Source organism: Nocardia sp. NPDC059180 (genome assembly GCF_042754945.1).
GTDB lineage: Bacteria > Actinomycetota > Actinomycetes > Mycobacteriales > Mycobacteriaceae > Nocardia.
The window spans coordinates 726118-744129 of record NZ_JBHZBU010000001.1 but is presented as its reverse complement, the minus strand read 5'-3'; the positions used below and the strand labels follow the sequence as shown (position 1 = coordinate 744129).

Annotated in this window: 19 protein-coding genes, 1 tRNA gene and 1 pseudogene; 7 read left to right on the top strand and 14 right to left on the bottom strand. The window is 67.6% G+C overall.

What is annotated here, in order from left to right:
- Positions 1 to 20 precede the first annotated feature (20 nt).
- Entirely contained in the window at positions 21 to 209 is a 189-nt protein-coding gene (locus ACFXNW_RS03460) for a hypothetical protein (protein WP_379415547.1), read from the bottom strand.
- 122 nt (positions 210 to 331) lie between these two features.
- A complete protein-coding gene (locus tag ACFXNW_RS03455; protein WP_379415545.1) occupies positions 332 to 781 on the bottom strand; it encodes a DUF2752 domain-containing protein in 450 nt (149 codons plus the stop codon).
- A gap of 210 nt (positions 782 to 991) precedes the next feature.
- Here ACFXNW_RS03455 and ACFXNW_RS03450 point away from each other — a divergent pair, with 210 nt between their 5' ends.
- The 3 genes from ACFXNW_RS03450 (at position 992) to ACFXNW_RS03440 (ending at position 3760) form a co-directional block, all read left to right on the top strand.
- Positions 992 to 1300, top strand: coding sequence for a hypothetical protein (locus ACFXNW_RS03450; protein ID WP_379415543.1), 309 nt, complete (start codon positions 992 to 994; stop codon positions 1298 to 1300).
- A gap of 262 nt (positions 1301 to 1562) precedes the next feature.
- Positions 1563 to 2615 carry an alpha/beta fold hydrolase gene (locus tag ACFXNW_RS03445; protein ID WP_379415542.1) on the top strand — a complete coding sequence of 351 codons (1053 nt, stop codon included), beginning with the start codon at positions 1563 to 1565 and terminating at the stop codon, positions 2613 to 2615.
- A 224-nt stretch (positions 2616 to 2839) separates the two neighbouring features.
- Complete coding sequence (locus ACFXNW_RS03440) at positions 2840 to 3760, top strand: NADP-dependent oxidoreductase (protein ID WP_379415541.1); 921 nt, start codon at positions 2840 to 2842, stop codon at positions 3758 to 3760.
- A gap of 78 nt (positions 3761 to 3838) precedes the next feature.
- Here ACFXNW_RS03440 and ACFXNW_RS03435 read toward each other — a convergent pair whose 3' ends face one another.
- Positions 3839 to 4195, bottom strand: coding sequence for an Rv2640c family ArsR-like transcriptional regulator (locus ACFXNW_RS03435; protein WP_379415540.1), 357 nt, complete (start codon positions 4193 to 4195; stop codon positions 3839 to 3841).
- Between the two features lie 99 nt (positions 4196 to 4294).
- Here ACFXNW_RS03435 and ACFXNW_RS03430 point away from each other — a divergent pair, with 99 nt between their 5' ends.
- The gene (locus ACFXNW_RS03430; RefSeq protein ID WP_379415538.1) at positions 4295 to 4768 is read left to right on the top strand and encodes an ArsI/CadI family heavy metal resistance metalloenzyme; all 474 of its coding nucleotides are present in this window, start codon (positions 4295 to 4297) and stop codon (positions 4766 to 4768) included.
- A 134-nt stretch (positions 4769 to 4902) separates the two neighbouring features.
- Here ACFXNW_RS03430 and ACFXNW_RS03425 read toward each other — a convergent pair.
- Positions 4903 to 4975: transfer RNA gene (locus tag ACFXNW_RS03425), tRNA-Thr, on the bottom strand.
- 71 nt (positions 4976 to 5046) lie between these two features.
- Positions 5047 to 5388, bottom strand: a complete 342-nt coding sequence (locus tag ACFXNW_RS03420; RefSeq protein ID WP_379415537.1) for a winged helix-turn-helix transcriptional regulator — start codon at positions 5386 to 5388, stop codon at positions 5047 to 5049.
- Positions 5389 to 5455: 67 nt separating this feature from the next.
- On the opposite strand from ACFXNW_RS03420, the pseudogene ACFXNW_RS03415 reads away from it, so the two are divergent.
- Positions 5456 to 5713 (top strand): annotated as a pseudogene (locus ACFXNW_RS03415) (NAD(P)-binding domain-containing protein); the annotation flags it as partial.
- 142 nt (positions 5714 to 5855) lie between these two features.
- Positions 5856 to 6356: a hypothetical protein gene (locus tag ACFXNW_RS03410; RefSeq protein WP_379415535.1), complete on the top strand. Its 501-nt coding sequence runs from the start codon at positions 5856 to 5858 to the stop codon at positions 6354 to 6356.
- A 144-nt stretch (positions 6357 to 6500) separates the two neighbouring features.
- Here the strand turns inward: ACFXNW_RS03410 and ACFXNW_RS03405 are convergent, their stop codons facing one another.
- From ACFXNW_RS03405 to ACFXNW_RS03395, 3 genes are all read right to left on the bottom strand, one after another.
- The gene (locus tag ACFXNW_RS03405) at positions 6501 to 7736 is read right to left on the bottom strand and encodes a DNA polymerase III subunit delta' (protein WP_379415534.1); all 1236 of its coding nucleotides are present in this window, start codon (positions 7734 to 7736) and stop codon (positions 6501 to 6503) included.
- A 45-nt stretch (positions 7737 to 7781) separates the two neighbouring features.
- Entirely contained in the window at positions 7782 to 10661 is a 2880-nt protein-coding gene (topA, locus tag ACFXNW_RS03400; protein WP_379415533.1) for a type I DNA topoisomerase, read from the bottom strand.
- 294 nt (positions 10662 to 10955) lie between these two features.
- The gene (locus ACFXNW_RS03395) at positions 10956 to 11162 is read right to left on the bottom strand and encodes a cold-shock protein (protein ID WP_011206895.1); all 207 of its coding nucleotides are present in this window, start codon (positions 11160 to 11162) and stop codon (positions 10956 to 10958) included.
- Positions 11163 to 11661: 499 nt separating this feature from the next.
- Here ACFXNW_RS03395 and ACFXNW_RS03390 point away from each other — a divergent pair, with 499 nt between their 5' ends.
- Positions 11662 to 13971 (top strand): DEAD/DEAH box helicase, encoded by a 2310-nt coding sequence (locus tag ACFXNW_RS03390; protein ID WP_379415531.1) that lies wholly within the window; start codon positions 11662 to 11664, stop codon positions 13969 to 13971.
- A 299-nt stretch (positions 13972 to 14270) separates the two neighbouring features.
- Here ACFXNW_RS03390 and ACFXNW_RS03385 read toward each other — a convergent pair whose 3' ends face one another.
- The 6 genes from ACFXNW_RS03385 to ACFXNW_RS03360 form a co-directional block, all read right to left on the bottom strand.
- Positions 14271 to 14681 (bottom strand): Rv3654c family TadE-like protein, encoded by a 411-nt coding sequence (locus ACFXNW_RS03385; RefSeq protein WP_379415529.1) that lies wholly within the window; start codon positions 14679 to 14681, stop codon positions 14271 to 14273.
- The gene (locus ACFXNW_RS03380) at positions 14678 to 14992 is read right to left on the bottom strand and encodes a TadE family type IV pilus minor pilin (protein ID WP_379415528.1); all 315 of its coding nucleotides are present in this window, start codon (positions 14990 to 14992) and stop codon (positions 14678 to 14680) included. Before ACFXNW_RS03380 ends, ACFXNW_RS03385 begins: the two co-directional genes overlap by 4 nt.
- A gap of 50 nt (positions 14993 to 15042) precedes the next feature.
- Positions 15043 to 15252, bottom strand: coding sequence for a DUF4244 domain-containing protein (locus tag ACFXNW_RS03375; protein ID WP_379415527.1), 210 nt, complete (start codon positions 15250 to 15252; stop codon positions 15043 to 15045).
- A gap of 129 nt (positions 15253 to 15381) precedes the next feature.
- Entirely contained in the window at positions 15382 to 15993 is a 612-nt protein-coding gene (locus ACFXNW_RS03370) for a type II secretion system F family protein (RefSeq protein ID WP_379415526.1), read from the bottom strand.
- Positions 15994 to 16029: 36 nt separating this feature from the next.
- Positions 16030 to 16821 carry a hypothetical protein gene (locus tag ACFXNW_RS03365; protein WP_379415525.1) on the bottom strand — a complete coding sequence of 264 codons (792 nt, stop codon included), beginning with the start codon at positions 16819 to 16821 and terminating at the stop codon, positions 16030 to 16032.
- A complete protein-coding gene (locus ACFXNW_RS03360) occupies positions 16818 to 18005 on the bottom strand; it encodes a TadA family conjugal transfer-associated ATPase (RefSeq protein ID WP_379415524.1) in 1188 nt (395 codons plus the stop codon). Before ACFXNW_RS03360 ends, ACFXNW_RS03365 begins: the two co-directional genes overlap by 4 nt.
- Positions 18006 to 18012: the final 7 nt, after the last annotated feature.

The window sequence follows — 18012 nt, the reverse complement described above, 5'->3', positions numbered from 1 at the left end:
GTTCGCTGCACCCAGGCGGGTCAGAAGACCAGGTATCGAGTGGCGAGCTCTTCGACCAGCGGATCGTCGTCGGCGACGCTGTCGAGCGCATCGAGATCGGTCTCCACCGAGATCAGCCGGGGATCATCCTGCTCGGTATCCGATGGCCCGTCCTCGGCGAGCTGACGCAGCAACTTGGCGCGTACCCGCGCCTTCAGTGAGTCGATCATGTGCTGTGTCCTTTCCGGCCCGTTCGCTACTTCCAGCTTGCCCCGTTTCGCCCCCGAGCGGGGGTATTCGATCGGTACCGGGCTCGGATGGTGCCGGTCGGCGACCGCCTCCGGGCTACCGGTCAGACCGGTGTCAGCCAGGTGCCCCACGGGGTGTTGCGCACCACCGTGAACACCGCGAGGAAGCCGAAGATCGACCACATGGTGACGGCGTTGATGCCCAGATGCCGCATCGGCTTACCGCGCCAGGCTCGGATCGCCCAGTCGCCGACCCAGAGCGCGAACAGGACGAGCAACGGCAGTGCGAGAAGGTTGCTGTGCAGCGAATCCAGCACGTGCCCGTCGGTGAGGTTGTGTACCGCCCGCATACCACCACAGCCCGGGCAGTACACCCCGAACAGCGCGTAGACCGGACAGATCCCCCACGATCCCTCCACATGCGGATCACGCAGGTGCACCGCAGCCACCGCGAGCGCACCCGCCCCGGCGACCGCCGCAGGCAGCGCGACGGCGCGCCATCGGGTACTCGGCGGCTCCCCTGCCGTGACCGGCCCAGGCTGTGCGATATCCACAGTCATCCACCGTAGTCGGACCCGCGTAGGCGCCGCCATCACGCGTGGTTCAGCCCGGCTGGGCGAATCGCAGCGTATTGCCTGCCGGATCGATGAGCTCGAAGCCGGGCCCACCGGGGCCGTCCTCCGGGCATGGCCACATGATCGCAGCAGGTAACGACATGATCTCTCCATTCCGCCGGGAGTCCCGCCCGCGTAAGCTTTCTCAGCGTGGACGCCGCTGGTGTCACCGGGCTCGACGAGTTCGGGGACCGGCCGCCGCGCAAGCTCGAATTCGGGCATGTGGGCCGCTGGTACGCCCCCGATGATGATGCCGTCCTCGACTCCGGCATCGGCCCGCGCGGCGAACGATCGGTCGCCGTCGAAATCGATCCCGGCGATGGTTCCTCTCTCGTGGTGTTCGTGCGTGCGCCGAGTGGCCACGACCTACCCGCGGGGTTTCGCGCCGACGATCAGGTCTGCCTGGTGGTCCCCGACGCGATAGCCGAACTCTGGTTGACCACGCCGACCACGGCCTGACTCCACACAGACTGCCCCCGGCGACGGACGCCTCCCGTTCAGCCGAGTTTCCGGCCGTTCGCACGGCTGGGTTGTCAAATCTCCGGCAAACTTCCGGCATACTTTGCCCTGATTTCGGGCATTTTCCAGGTAACGGCATTACCCACCGGACCGACACCCGGTGTAGCGCACCGTCACGGCATTTCTTTCCGGTTAGGGCGCTTGCACTTGCAAGCACCCCAGCTTGCATTTACGGTGACGGGAGACACAAAGGAGTGCTCTGATGCTGGTGAAGTCGATGAAGACGCTGGCGCAGGTCCGCCACGGCGCCCTGACCGCCCCCTTTCGCGCCGGACTACGGTCGCGCACTTTCGAAACAGCGTCGTTGAACGCTCCCACCGCTGCGCACGAGGTCGTGCCCGTCACCACGGTCGACGGCGCCCGCCTGCGCGTTCACGCCTACGGCCCCGCCGACGGCGACGCCATCGTGCTGGTGCACGGCTGGAGCTGCAGCATCGAGTACTGGAACCCGCAGATCAACGCCTTCGCCGACACCCACAGGGTCGTGTGTTACGACCAGCGCGGTCACGGTGAGAGTGAAGCGGGCACCCTGTTCCCCTCCGCCGACACCATGGCCGATGATCTGGCCGCCGTCCTCGACGCCACCCTGCGCCCCGGACAGCAAGCAGTTCTCGTCGGTCACAGCATGGGCGGCATCACCCTGCAGGCCTGGGCCGCCAGGCACCCCGACCAGGTCACCCGCCGCGCCAAAGCCGCCGTCCTGATGAACACCACCTCGGGAAATATCCGCTACGACACCGACCTGCTGCCGCTGCTGAACAAGCCGCTCACGGTCGCCGAACGTCCGGTGACGGTGTTCGGCGCGGGCTTACGGATGCCCATCGCCATCGCCGAAACCCTGCTCACCGCGCCGGTCCCGATTCCCGGCGGCTGGCCGGCTCGCGCGGTACTGAAGGCCAGGATCATGTCGCCCGGCGCCACCGCCGATCAGGTCGACTTCGCGCTCGGCGTGGTCCGGTCGTGCCGTCCGCTTGCTCGCGGCAAGCACGCCGCCGCGCTCGCCGACCTCGAACTCGGCGAGGCCGCGGCCAAGCTCTCCGTACCCACCACCGTCATCGCGGGCAGCCACGACAATCTCCTGCCCGAGCGCATGTCCCGCATCATCGCCGACACCCTCGATCGCGCGGGCAACCTCGCCGGATACCACGTCTGGCCCACCGGACATCTCACCAATATCGAAGCGGCCGACCGGTTCAACGAAGAACTGGCTCGGATCATCCGCCGCACCGGCCTGCGCGCGGCAGCCGCGGGCTGAGCGGAGGTTCACCGAGACCGGTCAACGTCGCCCGGTCTCGGTGAGCTCTGTGTTCGATCGGCGGCGGCACGTTGCGCCCGCGGATCTGTGCGACGTTCGGCGGGCCGCATCCGAGCTCTCGGGGCTCGCCCGTCGGAATGCGTGGCTGGGGTTCCGGTGCGGAATATCGTCGGCGCAGCTCGGTTGCATCCGAGGACAGCGAATCCACTGCGAGAGGATGCTTCATGCGCGCCGCCACCTATGACCGGTACAGCTCCGATATCTCCGATGTGCGGGTGCGCGAGCTGCCCAAGCCGAAGGTGTTTCCGGGGTCGGCGCTGGTCGAGGTGCGGGCGGCCGGGGTCAATCCGGTCGACTGGAAGCTGATGACCGGCGGGCTCGACGGCTTGCTGGATGCGATCTTCCCGGTAATTCCGGGCTGGGACGTGGCGGGCGTTGTCGTCGAAACCGGCCCGGACACACCCGAATTCACGGTCGGTGACGAGGTGCTCGGTTACGCCCGCAAGGACACGCTGAACGCGGGCACCTTCGCCGAACTGGTCGCGGTCCCAGCAACCACCCTCGCCCGCAAGCCCGCGGAGCTGTCCTGGGAGCAAGCCGGCGCACTGCCGCTGGCCGGAGGCACCGCGCTGCGCACGCTCGATATCCTGCGGGTCGGCGCAGGCGATACCGTCCTCGTCCATGCTGCCGCCGGTGGGGTGGGCAGTCTCGGCGTGCAGATCGCCAAGGCGCGCGGTGCGCGGGTGATCGGCACTGCCTCCGAACGCAACCACGATTTCCTGCGTGAACTCGGCGCCGAACCGGTGGCCTACGGCGACGGCCTCGCTGATCGCATCCGCGAACTCGCGCCGGACGGCGTGAGCGCGGTAGCCGATTTCGTCGGCGGACAGCTCGACGTCACCACCAAGGTGCTCGCCGCAAACGGCCGCCACGCTTCTATCGCCGATGCGGCCGTCGAGGAGCACGGCGGGCATGTGGTGTGGGTTCGACCCGACGGCACCCAAACCCAACGGCTGGCCGATCTCGCCGCCGCGGGTTCACTCACCGTCCCCATCGCACGGACCTACTCGCTCGACGAGGTGCCGCAGGCCTTCGCCGCAAGTCAGGACGGACACGTCCGGGGCAAGATTGTCATCGCGCCCTGAGGCGGAGAGGGTGGGGCGGCTTCGATCACCGGATCCAGCTCACACTGCCGGACCGCCGGTCGGCTGAAATCCGTGCGGTCAGCAGCAGTTCGGGTCGAGAACCACGCATAACGCCGCCAGCGCATCGCGCCGCGCCTGATGGAAGACGCTCATCCCGCGCCGCTCGGACGCCACCAATCCGGCCTTACGTAATTGGCCGAGGTGGTGACTGACCGTCGATTCGGCCAATCCGAGCGCGCGGGCCAGCTCCCCCGTACTCGCCGCGCCGTCGGCCGAGGTGAGCAGCAGTGACATCAGTTTGACCCTGGCCGGATCCGCGATGGCCTTCAACCGCAGCGCCACCTCGAGCGCGGCAGCGTCGTCGACGGGTCCTGCGGCCACCGGCGCACAACACACCGGCGCCGACATATCCACCAGTGGCAAAGTTTTCGGCACGAAATCCACCCTACGCCGGGTATTGACATATGTCGAAAAGGTGAGGAAGCTGGTCGGCATCAGCTCTTCGACATATATCTCACAGGTGGAGGTTCAATCATGTCCCGCATCCAACTCGCCCTCAACGTCGACGACCTCGAGGCGTCGGTGAAGTTCTACTCGACCCTCTTCGGCACCGAGCCGGCCAAGCGCAAGCCCGGCTACGCCAACTTCGCCATCACCGAGCCCCCGTTGAAGCTGGTCCTCCTGGAAAACCCGGGCCACGGCGGCTCCGTGAACCACCTCGGCGTCGAAGTCGAAACCACCGGCACCGTCCACTCCGAAATCGCCCGCCTCTCCGAAGCAGGACTGTTCACCGAGGAGGAGATGAACACCACCTGTTGCTTCGCCACCCAGGACAAGGTCTGGGTCACCGCACCCGACACCGAGCGCTGGGAGGTATACACCGTGCTGTCCGACAGCGAAACCTTCGGTAAGGCACCGGAATTGCTCGCCGACGACGAAGCTCGTTGTTGCGGAACAACAGCCGCCGAGCCCGACGTCGCATGCTGCTCGACCGCAGCGCGCGCATAGCGACGAGCTCTAGAGCGGGCGGTTGGCGTCGACCTTGTCGAGCGTCGCACAGACCTATGGATCCGAGATCGGAGCGGTCCGTTTCAACGAGAAAGCCCCTCGTCTGACTGCACAGGCGAGGGGCTTTGTTGTAGAGCCGCCTGGGGGAATCGAACCCCCGACCTTTTCATTACGAGTGAAGCGCTCTACCGACTGAGCTAAGGCGGCGTGCCTTTCGGCGTCGCGAGTCTATCGCCTCGGTGGGTAGAACGCGAAAACGGGTGTTCGGAGGGGTGGCGTCAGTGCACGGGCTCCGCCCCCATCAGGTGCTCGCGGCCCCATGCTTCCAGCGGGAGCAGCGCGTTGTTGAGCAGTTCTCCGAGCGGGGTCAGCGAGTATTCGACGCGGGGCGGGACCTCGTCGTAGGCCTCGCGGTGCACGATTCCGTCGGCCTCGAGCTCGCGGAGCTGGGTGGTAAGGACCTTCTCGGTGACACCGGGTACCTGGCGGCGCAGTTCGCCGAAGCGGTGCGGGCGCTCGCTCAACGGCCAGAGGATCAGCACCTTCCACTTGCCGTTCAGTACCGACAGCGTTGCGTCGAGTCCGCACGAATAGGCGCCCGGTCTGCGTGTGATCGGCACGGCTACCCCTTCCCACCTGCCTGTTTGCTTACCCGAAAGTGCGTACCCACTTCGATGTGCGTACTTGATGAACTCCGCGGCCGCCCAAAGACTAACCGTCATGTCCGACAAGAAATCGCACCAAGCACTCACCGTCCTCGGCCTCGGCGATATGGGTTCGGCCCTGACTCGTGGGTGGATCGCCGCCGGATACGACGTCACCGTCTGGAACCGGAGCGTTCGACCGATCCCGGCGGGGGCGATCGCAGCGACCGGTGTGAGAACCGCCGTCGGCGCGAACCAGCTCGTGGTGGTGTGTCTGCTCGATGACGCTTCGGTGCGCGCGACGCTCGACGGCGTCGACCTCAGCGGCCGCGACATCGTCAACCTGACCACGAGCACCCCCTCCCGAGGCCCGAGACCTGTCGGAGTGGATCGCCGCCCGCGGCGGACGTTTCCTCGACGGCGGGATCATGGCCGCCCCCTCGATGATCGGCGTGCCGGACTCGGGTGCGTACGTGTTTTACAGCGGCTCGCCCGAGCTGCATGCTGCACACGCCGAGACCTTGTCCGTCCCGGGCGGAGTCGAATACGTCGGCGTGGACGCCGGATTCGCAGCCTTGTACGACATCGCCCTGCTCAGCGGGATGTGGGGCATGTTCGCCGGCGCCGCGCACGCCTTTGCCCTGATCGGCAAGGAAGACATCTCGCCGATCGAGTTCGCACCCCGCATGATTGCCTACCAGCAGGCGATGGCCGGCTACTCGTTCGGCACCGCGGCACAGCTGGCCAGCGGTGACTACGCCGAGGGCGTCGAGTCCAAACTGGCCATGATGGTGACAACGAACGGGACACTGGCGCGCGCTGCCGCCGAGCAGGGCGTCAGCCTCGAACTCCTCGCGCCGTTCATGGCATTGATGCAACGACGCGTCGCCGAGGGCGGTGGGGAGGAATCCACTACCGGCGTTGTGGACTTGCTGCGCCAGTAGCAGGCCTGTCGCAGGGCAGCGGCCGGCCGATTGCCCAGAGCGCTGCATATCCATCATCTCGGCGGCGGGAACACGACCAACGTTGGCAGCCCTGGCGCATAGCGGTTCGCTACCTTGTGCTCGCCGCCTCCGACGGCCTCTCAGCTACCTGGTCTGCGCGGCAATGAGGGCCGCGACCATAGCCGCAAGGGCGAAGCGAGGTTTGACGTTGAGGTCGAGAGCTTCGCGGCAGGCCAGCACGGCTTCGATGGAACGGAGCAGACCTTCGGGTGGAACTCGGTCGGCGAGGTCGGTGATCTGGTCGGCCATGTCGGGGTGGGTCAGCGTGACGCCGTCGGTGCCGGGTTTGGGGCGCGACCGGCCAGAACCGTGTGTTCCGGCGGCGAAGCGGACGGCGAGGGCGTCGCGGTAGACGCCGGCGACGTCGATCAGCGCGCGGTCGAGGGCATCGCGGCCGGTGCGGGTGGCGCGGGATTTCTGGCGGCGTTCGAGGTCTTTCAGTACGCCTGCCGAACCTCGGGTCGCACTCGCGGCGCCTTTGCCGGTGCCGCCTGCGCCCATCGCCGTGGCCAGTTCGTCGCGCTCGCGTTCGTCGCGGGCGGCGCTCATCTGCTTGGCTTCGTCGTCGGCGGCTTTCACCAAATCGTCGGCGGCGGCGTAGGCGGCGCCGGGGCGAGAAACCGCGGCTACCAGTGCGAGGGCGCGTTTGCGGTGTTCGCGGGCTTCGTCGTCGGTGGCCAGTCGGCGGGCGCGGCCCACGTGGCCGCCGCTGATCGAGGCTGCCCAGTCGGCAGTCTCGGCGTCGAGTTGGTCGCGTTCACGCAGGACGTGCGCGATTGCGGGAACCGACGGCGTCACGAGGTGGACGTGCCTGCACCGCGAGCGCAAGGTGACCGAGATGTCCTCCGGGTCGACCGAGGGCGCGCACAGCAGGAACACCGTGCGGTCCGGTGGTTCTTCGACCACCTTGAGCAGCACGTTGCCCGCCGCTTCGGTCAAACGGTCGGCATCTTCGATCAACACCACCTGCCAGCGGCCGGTGCTCGGCCTGCGTGCCGCGATCTGCACGATCGCGCGCATCTCCTTGGTGCTGATGCTCAGCCCCTCGGGAATCACCCGGCGCACGTCGCCGTGTGTGCCGGCCATCGTGGTGGTGCAAGCATGGCAGTGGCCACAGCCCGGGGTGCCCGGATCGGCGCATTGGAGCGCGGCGGCGAAGCACAGTGCCGCGACCGATCGCCCCGACCCCGGCGGGCCGGTGAACAGCCACGAATGCGTCATCGCGCCCTCGACGGACCCGGCGCGCGCCGCGATCGCGGCAGCCGTCAGTTCGGATTCGACCGCATCCTGGCCGACCAACCGATCGAAGACACCCGCCACGCCATATACCCTAGCGGCCGACTCCGACACGTCTTCCGGGCGCGGCTACTCCGAGGTCGCCTTCGCCGAAGACTTCTTCGCCGGCGCCTTCTTGGCGGCAGTCTTCTTCGCCGCCGTGGTCTTCTTCGCGGCGGTGGCCTTCGCCGTCGTCTTCTTGGCAGCCGCCTTCTTCGTAGTCTTCTTCGCTGCCTTCTTCACCGGACCACGCGCGCGGCGATCGGCCAGCAGTTCGGCTGCCCGCTCGTCGGTGATCGATTCGACCTCGTCGCCCTTGCGCAGGCTGGCGTTGGTTTCGCCGTCGGTGACGTAGGGGCCGAAGCGGCCGTCCTTGATCACCATCGGCTTACCACTGGCCGGATCGTTGCCGAGTTCGCGCAGCGACGCGGCGCTCGCGGCCTGCCTGCCACGGCGTTTGGGTTCGGCGTAGATCTTGAGCGCCTCGTCCAGCGTGACGTTGAAGATCTGATCCTCATCGGCCAGCGAACGGGAGTCGGTGCCCTTCTTCAGGTATGGGCCGTAACGGCCGTTCTGCGCGGTGATCTCCTCACCGGAAGCCGGATCGGCGCCGACCACACGCGGCAGCGACAGCAGTTTGAGCGCGTCGTCGAGGGTGATCGTGGCCAGATCCATGGACTTGAACAGGGATCCGGTGCGCGGCTTCGGACCCGCCGCCTTCTTCGCGGTCTTCTTCGCCGGCGCCGCCTCTTCGGCGGGCTCGGGCAAGACCTCGGTGACGTACGGGCCGAAACGCCCTTCCTTGGCGACGATTTCGTTCCCGGACGCCGGGTCGGTGCCGAGCGAACGCCCCTCCTGCGGAGTGGAGAACAGCTTCTCGGCGACCTCGGGGGTCAGTTCATCCGGCGGCAGATCGTCGGGCAGATTGGCCCGCTGCGAAATCGAATCACCTTCCGGATCATCCGGATTGACGACCATCCGCTCCAGATACGGGCCGTAGCGGCCGACTCGCACGACGACGTCACGATCTTCGGCGTCGGCGAAGAGCTTGATCGAGTTGACCTCGCGAGCATCGATATCGTCGAGCCGCTCGCCGACCATCTTCTTCAGCCCGCCCGAACGCGCGACCGAACCGTCGGCGCCGTGATCGCCACCGAAATAGAAGCTGGACAACCAGTTTCCGCGCTGCTCGCGGCCACCGGCGATGGCATCGAGATCATCTTCCATGGCGGCGGTGAAGTCGAAGTCGACCAGTCGGCCGAAGTGCTCCTCCAACAACCCGATCACCGCGAATGCCACCCACGACGGCACCAGCGCGCTGCCACGCTTGTAGACGTAGCCGCGGTCGAGAATCGTCTTGATGATCGAGGAGTAGGTGGAAGGACGACCGATGCCGAGCTCTTCCAGGGCCTTGATCAGCGAGGCCTCGGTGTAGCGGGCGGGCGGATTGGTGCTGTGGCCGTCCGGGTTCAGCTCCACCGCGGTGACGCCTTGGCCCTCTTCCAGTGCGGGCAGGCGCGATTCGGCGTCATCGGACTGGCCGCCCGCCTCCTCGTCGACGCTCTCGACGTAGGCCTTGAGGAAGCCGGGGAAGGTGATGGTGCGGCCGGATGCGGAGAACACACATTCCTCGCCGGTGCCTGCGACGCCGGTGATCCGCAGCGTCAGCGTGGTGCCCCTGGCGTCGGCCATCTGTGAGGCGACAGTGCGCTGCCAGATCAGCTCGTAGAGCCGGAACTCGTCGTTGTCGAGGCGGGCGTGCAGCTCACCGGGCGTGGCGAAGGTATCGCCCGCCGGACGGATCGCCTCGTGTGCTTCCTGCGCGTTCTTGACCTTGCGGGTGTACTGCCGGGCCGTCGGATGCACATATTCCGAGCCGTAGAGCTGGGTGGCCTGCGACCGCGCGGCATTGATCGCCGACTGCGACAGCGTGGTCGAGTCGGTACGCATATAGGTGATGTAGCCGTTTTCATACAGCCGCTGCGCCACCCGCATGGTGCGCTCGGAGGTGAAGCGCAGTTTGCGGCCCGCCTCCTGCTGCAGCGTGGAGGTCATGAACGGCGGATAGGGCTTGCGCGAATACGGCTTGGCCTCCGCGGAGGAAACGGCCAGGTCAGCACCGTCGAGCGCCTCGGAAAGACGCCGTGCATACGCCTCGTCCAGCACGACGACACCGGTATCGGACTTCAACTGACCATCGGAACCGAAATCGCGGCCCGACGCGACGCGGGCGCCGTCGACATTGACCAATCGCGCACCGAACGTGCGTGGATTGCCGACCTCACCGGAACCGCCCGCGTCGAGCTTGGCGGCGATATCCCAGTACTCGGCCGACCGGAATGCCATCCGCTCGCGCTCACGCCGGACGATCACCCTGGTCGCGACGGACTGCACCCGGCCCGCCGACAACCGCGGCATGACCTTTTTCCACAGCACCGGGCTGACCTCGTAGCCATACAGCCGGTCCAGGATGCGGCGCGTTTCCTGCGCGTCGACCAGGTCGCTGTCCAGGTCACGGGTATCGGCGGCGGCGGCCTGGATGGCCGGCTCGGTGATCTCGTGGAACACCATTCGCCGGACCGGAATCTTCGGCTTCAGGGTTTCCAGCAGATGCCAGGCGATGGCCTCGCCCTCGCGGTCGGGGTCGGTTGCCAGGTAGAGCTCGTCGGCGTCCTTGAGCAGGCTCTTGAGCTCGGTGACCTTGCCCTTCTTATCCGGGCTGACGACATAGATCGGCTCGAAATCGTGATCGACGTCTACACCGAGACGCGCCCACGACTGGCCCTTGTACTTGGCGGGCACGTCCGCCGCACCGCGCGGCAGGTCCCGAATATGACCGACGGAGGCCTCCACCGTGTAATTGCGACCCAGATAGGGCGCGATCTTGCGGGCCTTGGTCGGGGACTCGACGATCACGAGACGACGCAGGGGACGGCCCTGGTCGGCTGCACCGCGGTCTCGTGTTGCCACCGGCGAATACACCTTTCCTTCTCGACCCGCGCGCCGCTGTTCGCGTCCGCACGGCTAGGGCAAATGGTGGCGATGTCGTATATCGCTACCAGACACGTTTATACCTTGACGCTGCGCGTGGTCGAGTGGTTGCGATTGGACCACTGAGAGTACGCGCTATCGCGGACAAGTATGCAGTGCCCTGGTCCAGCCGTCCCGCGCGGCGGGGTGGAGACGGAAGAACCTACCCCAGATATAGCTCGTCCCTCACCGCCGTTACCGGTGGTGAGGGACGAGCTGTGGATGAATGCGAGCTCAGCTGAGCGCGCGAACTCCGGTGGCCTGCGGGCCCTTGGTGCCCTGGCCAACCTCGAACTCGACCTTCTGGTTCTCCTCGAGGGTACGGAAGCCGGACCCCTGAATCTCGGAGTAGTGGACGAAGACGTCAGCGGAGCCGTCCTCGGGCGCGATGAAGCCGAACCCCTTCTCCGCGTTGAACCACTTCACAGTTCCCTGTGCCATTCTGTTCCTTCTCTTTTCTTACCGGAACGGCGGACAACTGGGTTCGTCCACCGGGCCCGTTCCGACCGCTGTACTGTTGGTTCCCCCTGCAGGAAAGCACCAAGCACACCGTTCGCAACATCGATCCTGCCGACGGTTTGGACTTTGGATCCGTCCCTCGAACACAGAAGCTTGCGACCAGGAACCAGTGAACCATGTCTCTGGGCAATTCAACAGCGGAGTTACCGACAATTTGCAAAAAACTTGATCTTGCGAATGCGCAGGTGAGGGACACATTGGGCGAATCCAGACTTCCGGTACGTTTGCCTCTCGATAACCGAGCGAGCATCTGGCTACCGGGCTGTGACCCAGGTCGCTATTGGGTATCGAAAAGGCAGGTGGAGCTCTCCGGACGCACACGTTTCACACTTTCGCGACACGCCGGAGGGCAGATCGAGTGAATCCGGCAGACCGGACGGGCCGCGCGGCGACCACGAATGGCGAAAGCTACGGCCGATCGTTGCTGAATCGTGTCCAAACCCAGGGCCTGGACGGCGGCTCCCGGCTGACCCATGTGGCCGAACTTCCGGCCCGGGCCGGCACCGTCACAGATTGGCCCGAATGGGTGCGACCGGAAGTCGTGTCGGCCCTCGGCGATATCGGTATCACCGCGCCGTGGTCACACCAGGTCGCCACCGCGGAAACGGCGGCCGGGGGGCGGCACGTCGTCGTGGCGACCGGGACCGCGTCCGGGAAGTCGCTGGGATATCAGCTGCCGGTGCTGAGCGATCTGCTCGACGACCCCAAGGCCACTGCGCTCTATATCGCCCCGACCAAGGCACTCGGCGCCGATCAGCTGCGGGTGGTCGGCGAACTGACCCACGACGGCCCGCTGCGCGATATCCACGCCGCGACCTATGACGGCGATACCCCCGGAGAGATCCGGCAGTGGGTGCGCGCCAACGCTCGGTGGATCTTCACCAACCCGGACATGCTGCACGTCGGCATGCTGCGCTCGCATCGACGCTGGGCCAGGGTGCTGCGGAGGCTGCGCTATGTGGTCGTCGACGAATGTCACGCCTACCGCGGCGTCTTCGGTTCACATGTCGCGCTGGTGCTGCGCAGACTGCGACGGTTGGCCGCACACTACGGCGCCGATCCGGTGTTCGTGCTGTGTTCGGCCACCACCGCCGATCCGGCAGAGGCCGCGTCACGCCTGGTCGGTGCGCCGTGTGTCGCGGTCACCGAGGACTGCTCGCCGCGGGGGGCCCGGACCGTCGCGTTGTGGGAGCCGCCGCTGTTGACGACGGTGACCGGGGAAAACGGCGCGCCCGTGCGCCGGGCAGCGACGTCCGAGGCCGCGCGGATCATGGCCGATCTCGTGATCGAGGGTGCGCGCACCCTGACCTTCGTCCGATCCCGGCGCGGCGCCGAGGTCACCGCGATGGAGGCCCGACGACTGCTGGCCGAGGTAGATCCGGTCCTGGTCGAGCGTGTCGCCTCCTACCGGGGCGGATACCTGCCCGAGGACCGGCGTGAGCTGGAGGCAGCGATCTCGGCCGGGTCGCTACTGGCGGCAGCCACCACGAACGCTCTCGAACTCGGCGTCGATATCGCCGGGTTGGACGCCGTGGTGATGTCGGGCTTCCCTGGCACCGTCGCGTCGTTCTGGCAGCAGGCCGGGCGGGCGGGTCGGCGGACCCAGGGGGCGCTGGTACTGCTGGTGGCCAGGGACGATCCGCTCGACACCTACCTGGTCCATCACCCCGAGGCACTACTGGACAAGCCGGTCGAGGCCACCATCACCGATCCGCACAACCCCTATGTGCTCGGCCCGCAGCTGCTGTGCGCGGCCCTCGAACTGCCGCTCACCCAGCGCGAAGCCGACGAGTTGGGCGCAGGCCCGGTGCTGGACGACCTCGCCGCCAAGGGGCTGATCCGGCGCAGGGAGAACGGCAGCGCGGACACCGCACGCTGGCACATCACCGCCGACACACAGCCGCACGACGCGGTCGATGTCCGCGGTGGCATCGGTGCGCCCGTGGCGATCGTCGACGGCGAAACCGGCAGGCTGCTCGGTACCGCCGACGCCGGACGCGCGTTGGCGACACTGCATGCGGGCGCAGTGCACCTGCATCAGGGCGAGACCTATCTGGTGGATGAACTCGACCTCGACGCCGGCGTCGCTTTCGTCCACGCCGGCGATCCCGGCTGGACCACCAGCGCCCGCCAGACCACCTCCATCACTGTGGAAGCGGTCATCGCCCAACACGTCCACGGCGGCGTCACCACCGCATCGGCCAAGGTCAACGTCACCAGCCAGGTGGTCGGATACCTGCGCACCCTGCTCACCGGCGAGGTGCTCGACCTGGTCGAACTCGATCTGCCTCCGCAAACCCTGCCGACCAAGGCCGTGCTGTACACCGTGACGCCGGAGCTGCTGGCCCGCGCCGGCATCTCCCCACAACAGGTCCCCGGCGCACTCCATGCCGCCGAGCACGCCGCCATCGGCCTACTACCCCTGGTGGCGACCTGCGACCGTTGGGACATCGGCGGCGTGTCCATCGCCGAACACCCTGATACCGGACTGCCGACCGTGTTCGTCTACGACGGTCAGCCCGGCGGGGCAGGCTTCGCCGAGCGGGGCTTCGCCCAGCTGGATCGTTGGTTGTCGGCGACGCTGGCCACCATCGACTCCTGTGCGTGTACGGCAGGCTGCCCGTCCTGCGTGCAATCACCGAAGTGCGGCAACGGCAACAGTCCGCTGGACAAGGCCGGTGCTGCCCGGCTGCTGACCGCTGTGCTGGCTGAGCTGCGAACGCACAGGTGACGGCGACGCACCCGAAAGGTGATGCGGCCGCGCCCGGGGCGTGACCGTCCGGTCATCTCGGAGCATCGGTAGCGGAAGCGAACCCGGGCGTGTCGGCGGTAAACCGCGCTCACCAGGCCAGTCCGATTAAAAAGGACGGTTCTCATGTTAACTGGTGCATAGCCATGACCTCTCATGTATCCATATGCGGATCTATTCATCGCTTTTCCGCTCGGCTCCGGAGAATTAACAGCCGCGTCTTATTAATTGGCCCGGAAGAAATGGAAATACTGGCCGTTAACAAAATGTCGGAGGTGTCGTCAGGCCTCTTCTTCCACCGGTCCGGCGCGCGCCATCGCACGTACTGTTCGGTCGCCCAGGAGACCTATTGGTATTTTTCCTTCGACGGTTACCAGCACATCCCACTCGACCACCTCGCACATGCGAATAGTCATCCGCATCCGGCGCGCGATCTCACCCCCTTCCGCACACGCCTCGGCCGCCCCGTATACCAATGCACCCGCCGCGGCCAATGCCGCCAGATCAGCCGTCGCCTGCGCCCGGTGCCGAGCGACCACCCCCGCTCCCACCTGCCCCACCAGCACCGTCAGCCCGAGTAAACCGGCCAGCGCCAGGGCGGCGAACACGGTCGCACCTCCGATCTCACCCCGCACGCGCCTCTGCCCAACAGCACCTGGACAAGACTCGGCCACCAGAGCGAGTCCGATCATTGCTCTGCTCCTGGCTCTGGGGTGGCGAGGGCTTCCGCATGTAGTTCCAGCAGTGGGAGCAGTGGAGTGCCGGCCCGCACGGTGGCGAGGATGCGTGCCCCGTCGCGGCGGACGGAGATCTCGGCACCGGGCGGGGCGATAGCGCGGGCCGCGGGGATGGCGTTGTCGTTGTCGCCGCGAGCCGAGAGACGGGCGGCCTCGCGAGCGGCGTCGACACAGCGGACCTGTGTCGACGCCGCGAGGAGGGCTCCGATACACAGCACGACAGCGACGACGATCGCCGCGAGCGCGATGGCCGCCTCGACCGTCACGGCACCGCTGTCGTTACCGAGAACTCGTGTGCCGCAAAGCTGTCTACTCGTCAGACATTCGTGTTGAGCGCGCGGTCGATGATCTTCGTCAACGCGTCCACGATGCTGTCGCCCGTCACCACCGCATACAGCACCGCCCCGAAGGCCGCGGCGGCGATCGTGCCGATGGCGTACTCGGCCGTACTCATGCCGTCGTCGTCGGTCATCAGTCGGTACAGCCGAGTCCGCGCCTCCATATGCACCGCGCGCGCTCGGTCCATCTGCCTGGAACATGCTCCGTGGATCGCGTGCCGAGCCGAGCTTTCGATTCGCATCTGGTTCCCCTCTCCTGCGAGCCCGCGCGGCGAGTCCGCGCGGGAAAGTCTCCGGTGCCGAGTCGGTATGTGCGTTCACAGCAGGCCGCCACCGAGCACGCGGCCGGCGAGGCCGATGATCACCGGGACGATGCCGAGGCAGATGAACGCGGGCAGGAAGCACAGCCCGAGCGGCCCGCCGATCAGCACACCGGCACGTTCGGCCCGCGCGGCCGCAGCGTCCTCCACTGCTGCTCGGCGCTGCTCGGCCAGCTCGCCCACCGCCACCGCGAGTGAGGAACCCGAACGCGCCGAACGCCTGGCGAGCCGCGCCAACGTATCGATCTCTCCGGACCCGTCGGTCGCCTCCTCGGCCGCACGCTCCCACGCGATCGCCGGATCGGCTCCGAGCGCCAGCAGATCGGCGGCACGGCGCAGCGGTTCGGCCAGGACAGCTGGTGCACCCGGAACGACCGCGTACACGGCGGCGGCGATCGGCAGACCTGCACGCAGACAGGCGGCCAGCAGATCGAATACGGAGGCGGCTGCCAATGGGTCGACTCCCCGCCGTCGGCGTGATCGCGGCAGCCAACCGATCGTGCCCGGCGGCTGCGCGGGCGCCAATCGGCGCGTCACCACCAGCCGACCGGGTAGGAGCAGCACTGCGAGGGCCAGCAGCACCGCGGCTACTCCGACTGGTGATCCCATCGCTGACCTCCTGTTTCACAGCAGAATCCGGCCGGTTCACAACAACACCCGGCGGGTGATCTCGTCCGACCACAGCAGCCCGGCGCAAGCCAGGGCGGTGCCGAGCGGGAGCAGGAATGCCCCTGCGGGCTCCACGAACAGCACATGGAGCGGCGCCGCGCCCATGAGCTGGCCGAGACCGACGCCCAGCAGCGGCAGCCCTGCCAGCACCGTCGCCGTCGCACGCGCACCCGCAAGGGCGGCGGTCGTGCGGCCCCGGAAGCGGATTCGGCCGATCAGATCGGCGCGGGCGGCGCCGAGCAGCTCGGCGAGCGCGAGACCGTGGTGCTCGGCGACGTGCCAAGCATCGGCGACGCGATTCAGCTCCGTCGCGATCACCGAATCCGGCATGCACAACCCGTCGGCGCCGGAACCACCGAGCCTGCTGCGCGCTGAGCCAACGGCGAACGCCTGCGCCGCAATGCCTTTGGCGTCCCGGGCAGCGGCATCGGCGGCGGCGCTCGGATGCGCGCCCACCCGAAGCTCACCGATCACCGATTCGAGCGCGTCGAGCAGATACCCGGTTTCGGTGACGTGCTGCCGGTCGCGCCGACTGCGCCGCGCACGAAACACCGCGGTCGCGCCAACCAGCGCCGCCGCCGTCAGCGGACCGATGCCCAGCACGAGCGCCCCCACGCATGCGAGCACCGCTCCCACATGAAACATGATGTCCCGATGGACCTTACGTGGCCTCTTGACGGCACCGAACAGCTCGCCGAACCGCCGTCTCGACGCTGCCACGGGCGCCGCCAGTAGCGCCAGCACCAGGCAAACCAGCGGGCCGGTCATCGCCCGAGCCGTTCATTCAGAAGGCGGGCGAGCTCCGCCGCCGCGGGAGCGGGCGCATTGTCGGCACGCCAGGCGGCGCTGATACGGACGTGGCCGTTGTCGTCACGGCGGACCAGGCCGATTTCCTCGAGGGCGCGAGCGCCGTCGGCACGGCGGTGAACGTGCAGAATGACCTGGACGGCAGCGGCGAGCTGGCTGTGCAGGGCCGCCCGGTCCATACCTCCGAGGGCGGCGAGCGCTTCCAGACGAGCGGGGACCTCGCCCGGCGAATTGGCGTGCACCGTGCCCGCTCCCCCATCGTGGCCGGTATTGAGGGCGGTGAGCAGGTCGACGACTTCGGCGCCGCGCACCTCACCCACCACGATCCGGTCAGGTCGCATCCGCAGGGCCTGCCGAACGAGTTCACGCACCGTCACCTGACCCACACCCTCGACATTGGCGGTGCGGGCGACGAGCCGGACCACATGCGGATGCGGCGGTGCGAGTTCAGCGGCGTCCTCCACACAGATAATGCGCTCGGCGGGGGCGACGGTGGCCAACAGTCCGGACAGCAAAGTGGTTTTGCCCGCACCGGTACCGCCGACCACCAGGAACGCAAGCCGTGCGGCGACAATGCGGTCCAGCAGAACTTTCGCCTCACCGGGTACCGCGCCCATCGCGGCCAGCGCGTCGAGACCCTGGGTTGCCGGGCGCAGCACCCGAAGCGACAAACACGTGCCGCCGTGCGCCACCGGCGCGAGCACGGCGTGCAGCCGAACCCCGAACGATTCACCGAGCACCGCGCCCCGCCCGGGCAAAGTGCCGTCCACCCAGGGCTGGGCATCGTCGAGCCGTCGTCCCGCCGCCAGCGCCAGGCGCTGGGCCAGCCTGCGCACCGCGGCCTCGTCGGCGAAGGTGATCGAGGTTCTCTCGAGCCCCTGACCACGGTCGACCCAGACCTCATCGGGTGCGGTGACGAGTACATCGGCCACCTTGGCGTCGTGCAGCAGCGGCTCGAGCACACCGGCACCGGTCAGTTCGGTTTGCAGGAGCCGCAGCGCCCGCAGCAGGTCGGTGTCGCCGAGTACGCCGCCTGCTTCGACCCGGATTGCCGCGGCGACCTCTGCCGGATCCGGATCACCCGCCGCACCCGCAAGCCGTTCCCGCACCCGATCCAGCAGCTCCGCCGTCACCAGCCCAGCCATCGCCCCT

Excerpts from the sequence above, each read along its gene's own strand:
- ACFXNW_RS03375 (WP_379415527.1), bottom strand. The coding sequence starts at position 15,252 with ATGGACCGAGCGCGCGCGGTGCATATGGAGGCGCGGACTCGGCTGTAC.
- ACFXNW_RS03440 (WP_379415541.1), top strand. The coding sequence starts at position 2,840 with ATGCGCGCCGCCACCTATGACCGGTACAGCTCCGATATCTCCGATGTG.
- ACFXNW_RS03360 (WP_379415524.1), bottom strand. The coding sequence starts at position 18,005 with ATGGCTGGGCTGGTGACGGCGGAGCTGCTGGATCGGGTGCGGGAACGG.
- ACFXNW_RS03370 (WP_379415526.1), bottom strand. The coding sequence starts at position 15,993 with ATGGGATCACCAGTCGGAGTAGCCGCGGTGCTGCTGGCCCTCGCAGTG.
- ACFXNW_RS03445 (WP_379415542.1), top strand. The coding sequence starts at position 1,563 with ATGCTGGTGAAGTCGATGAAGACGCTGGCGCAGGTCCGCCACGGCGCC.
- ACFXNW_RS03460 (WP_379415547.1), bottom strand. The coding sequence starts at position 209 with ATGATCGACTCACTGAAGGCGCGGGTACGCGCCAAGTTGCTGCGTCAG.
- ACFXNW_RS03385 (WP_379415529.1), bottom strand. The coding sequence starts at position 14,681 with ATGATCGGACTCGCTCTGGTGGCCGAGTCTTGTCCAGGTGCTGTTGGG.
- ACFXNW_RS03365 (WP_379415525.1), bottom strand. The coding sequence starts at position 16,821 with ATGACCGGCCCGCTGGTTTGCCTGGTGCTGGCGCTACTGGCGGCGCCC.
- ACFXNW_RS03410 (WP_379415535.1), top strand. The coding sequence starts at position 5,856 with ATGATCGGCGTGCCGGACTCGGGTGCGTACGTGTTTTACAGCGGCTCG.
- ACFXNW_RS03395 (WP_011206895.1), bottom strand. The coding sequence starts at position 11,162 with ATGGCACAGGGAACTGTGAAGTGGTTCAACGCGGAGAAGGGGTTCGGC.
- ACFXNW_RS03430 (WP_379415538.1), top strand. The coding sequence starts at position 4,295 with ATGTCCCGCATCCAACTCGCCCTCAACGTCGACGACCTCGAGGCGTCG.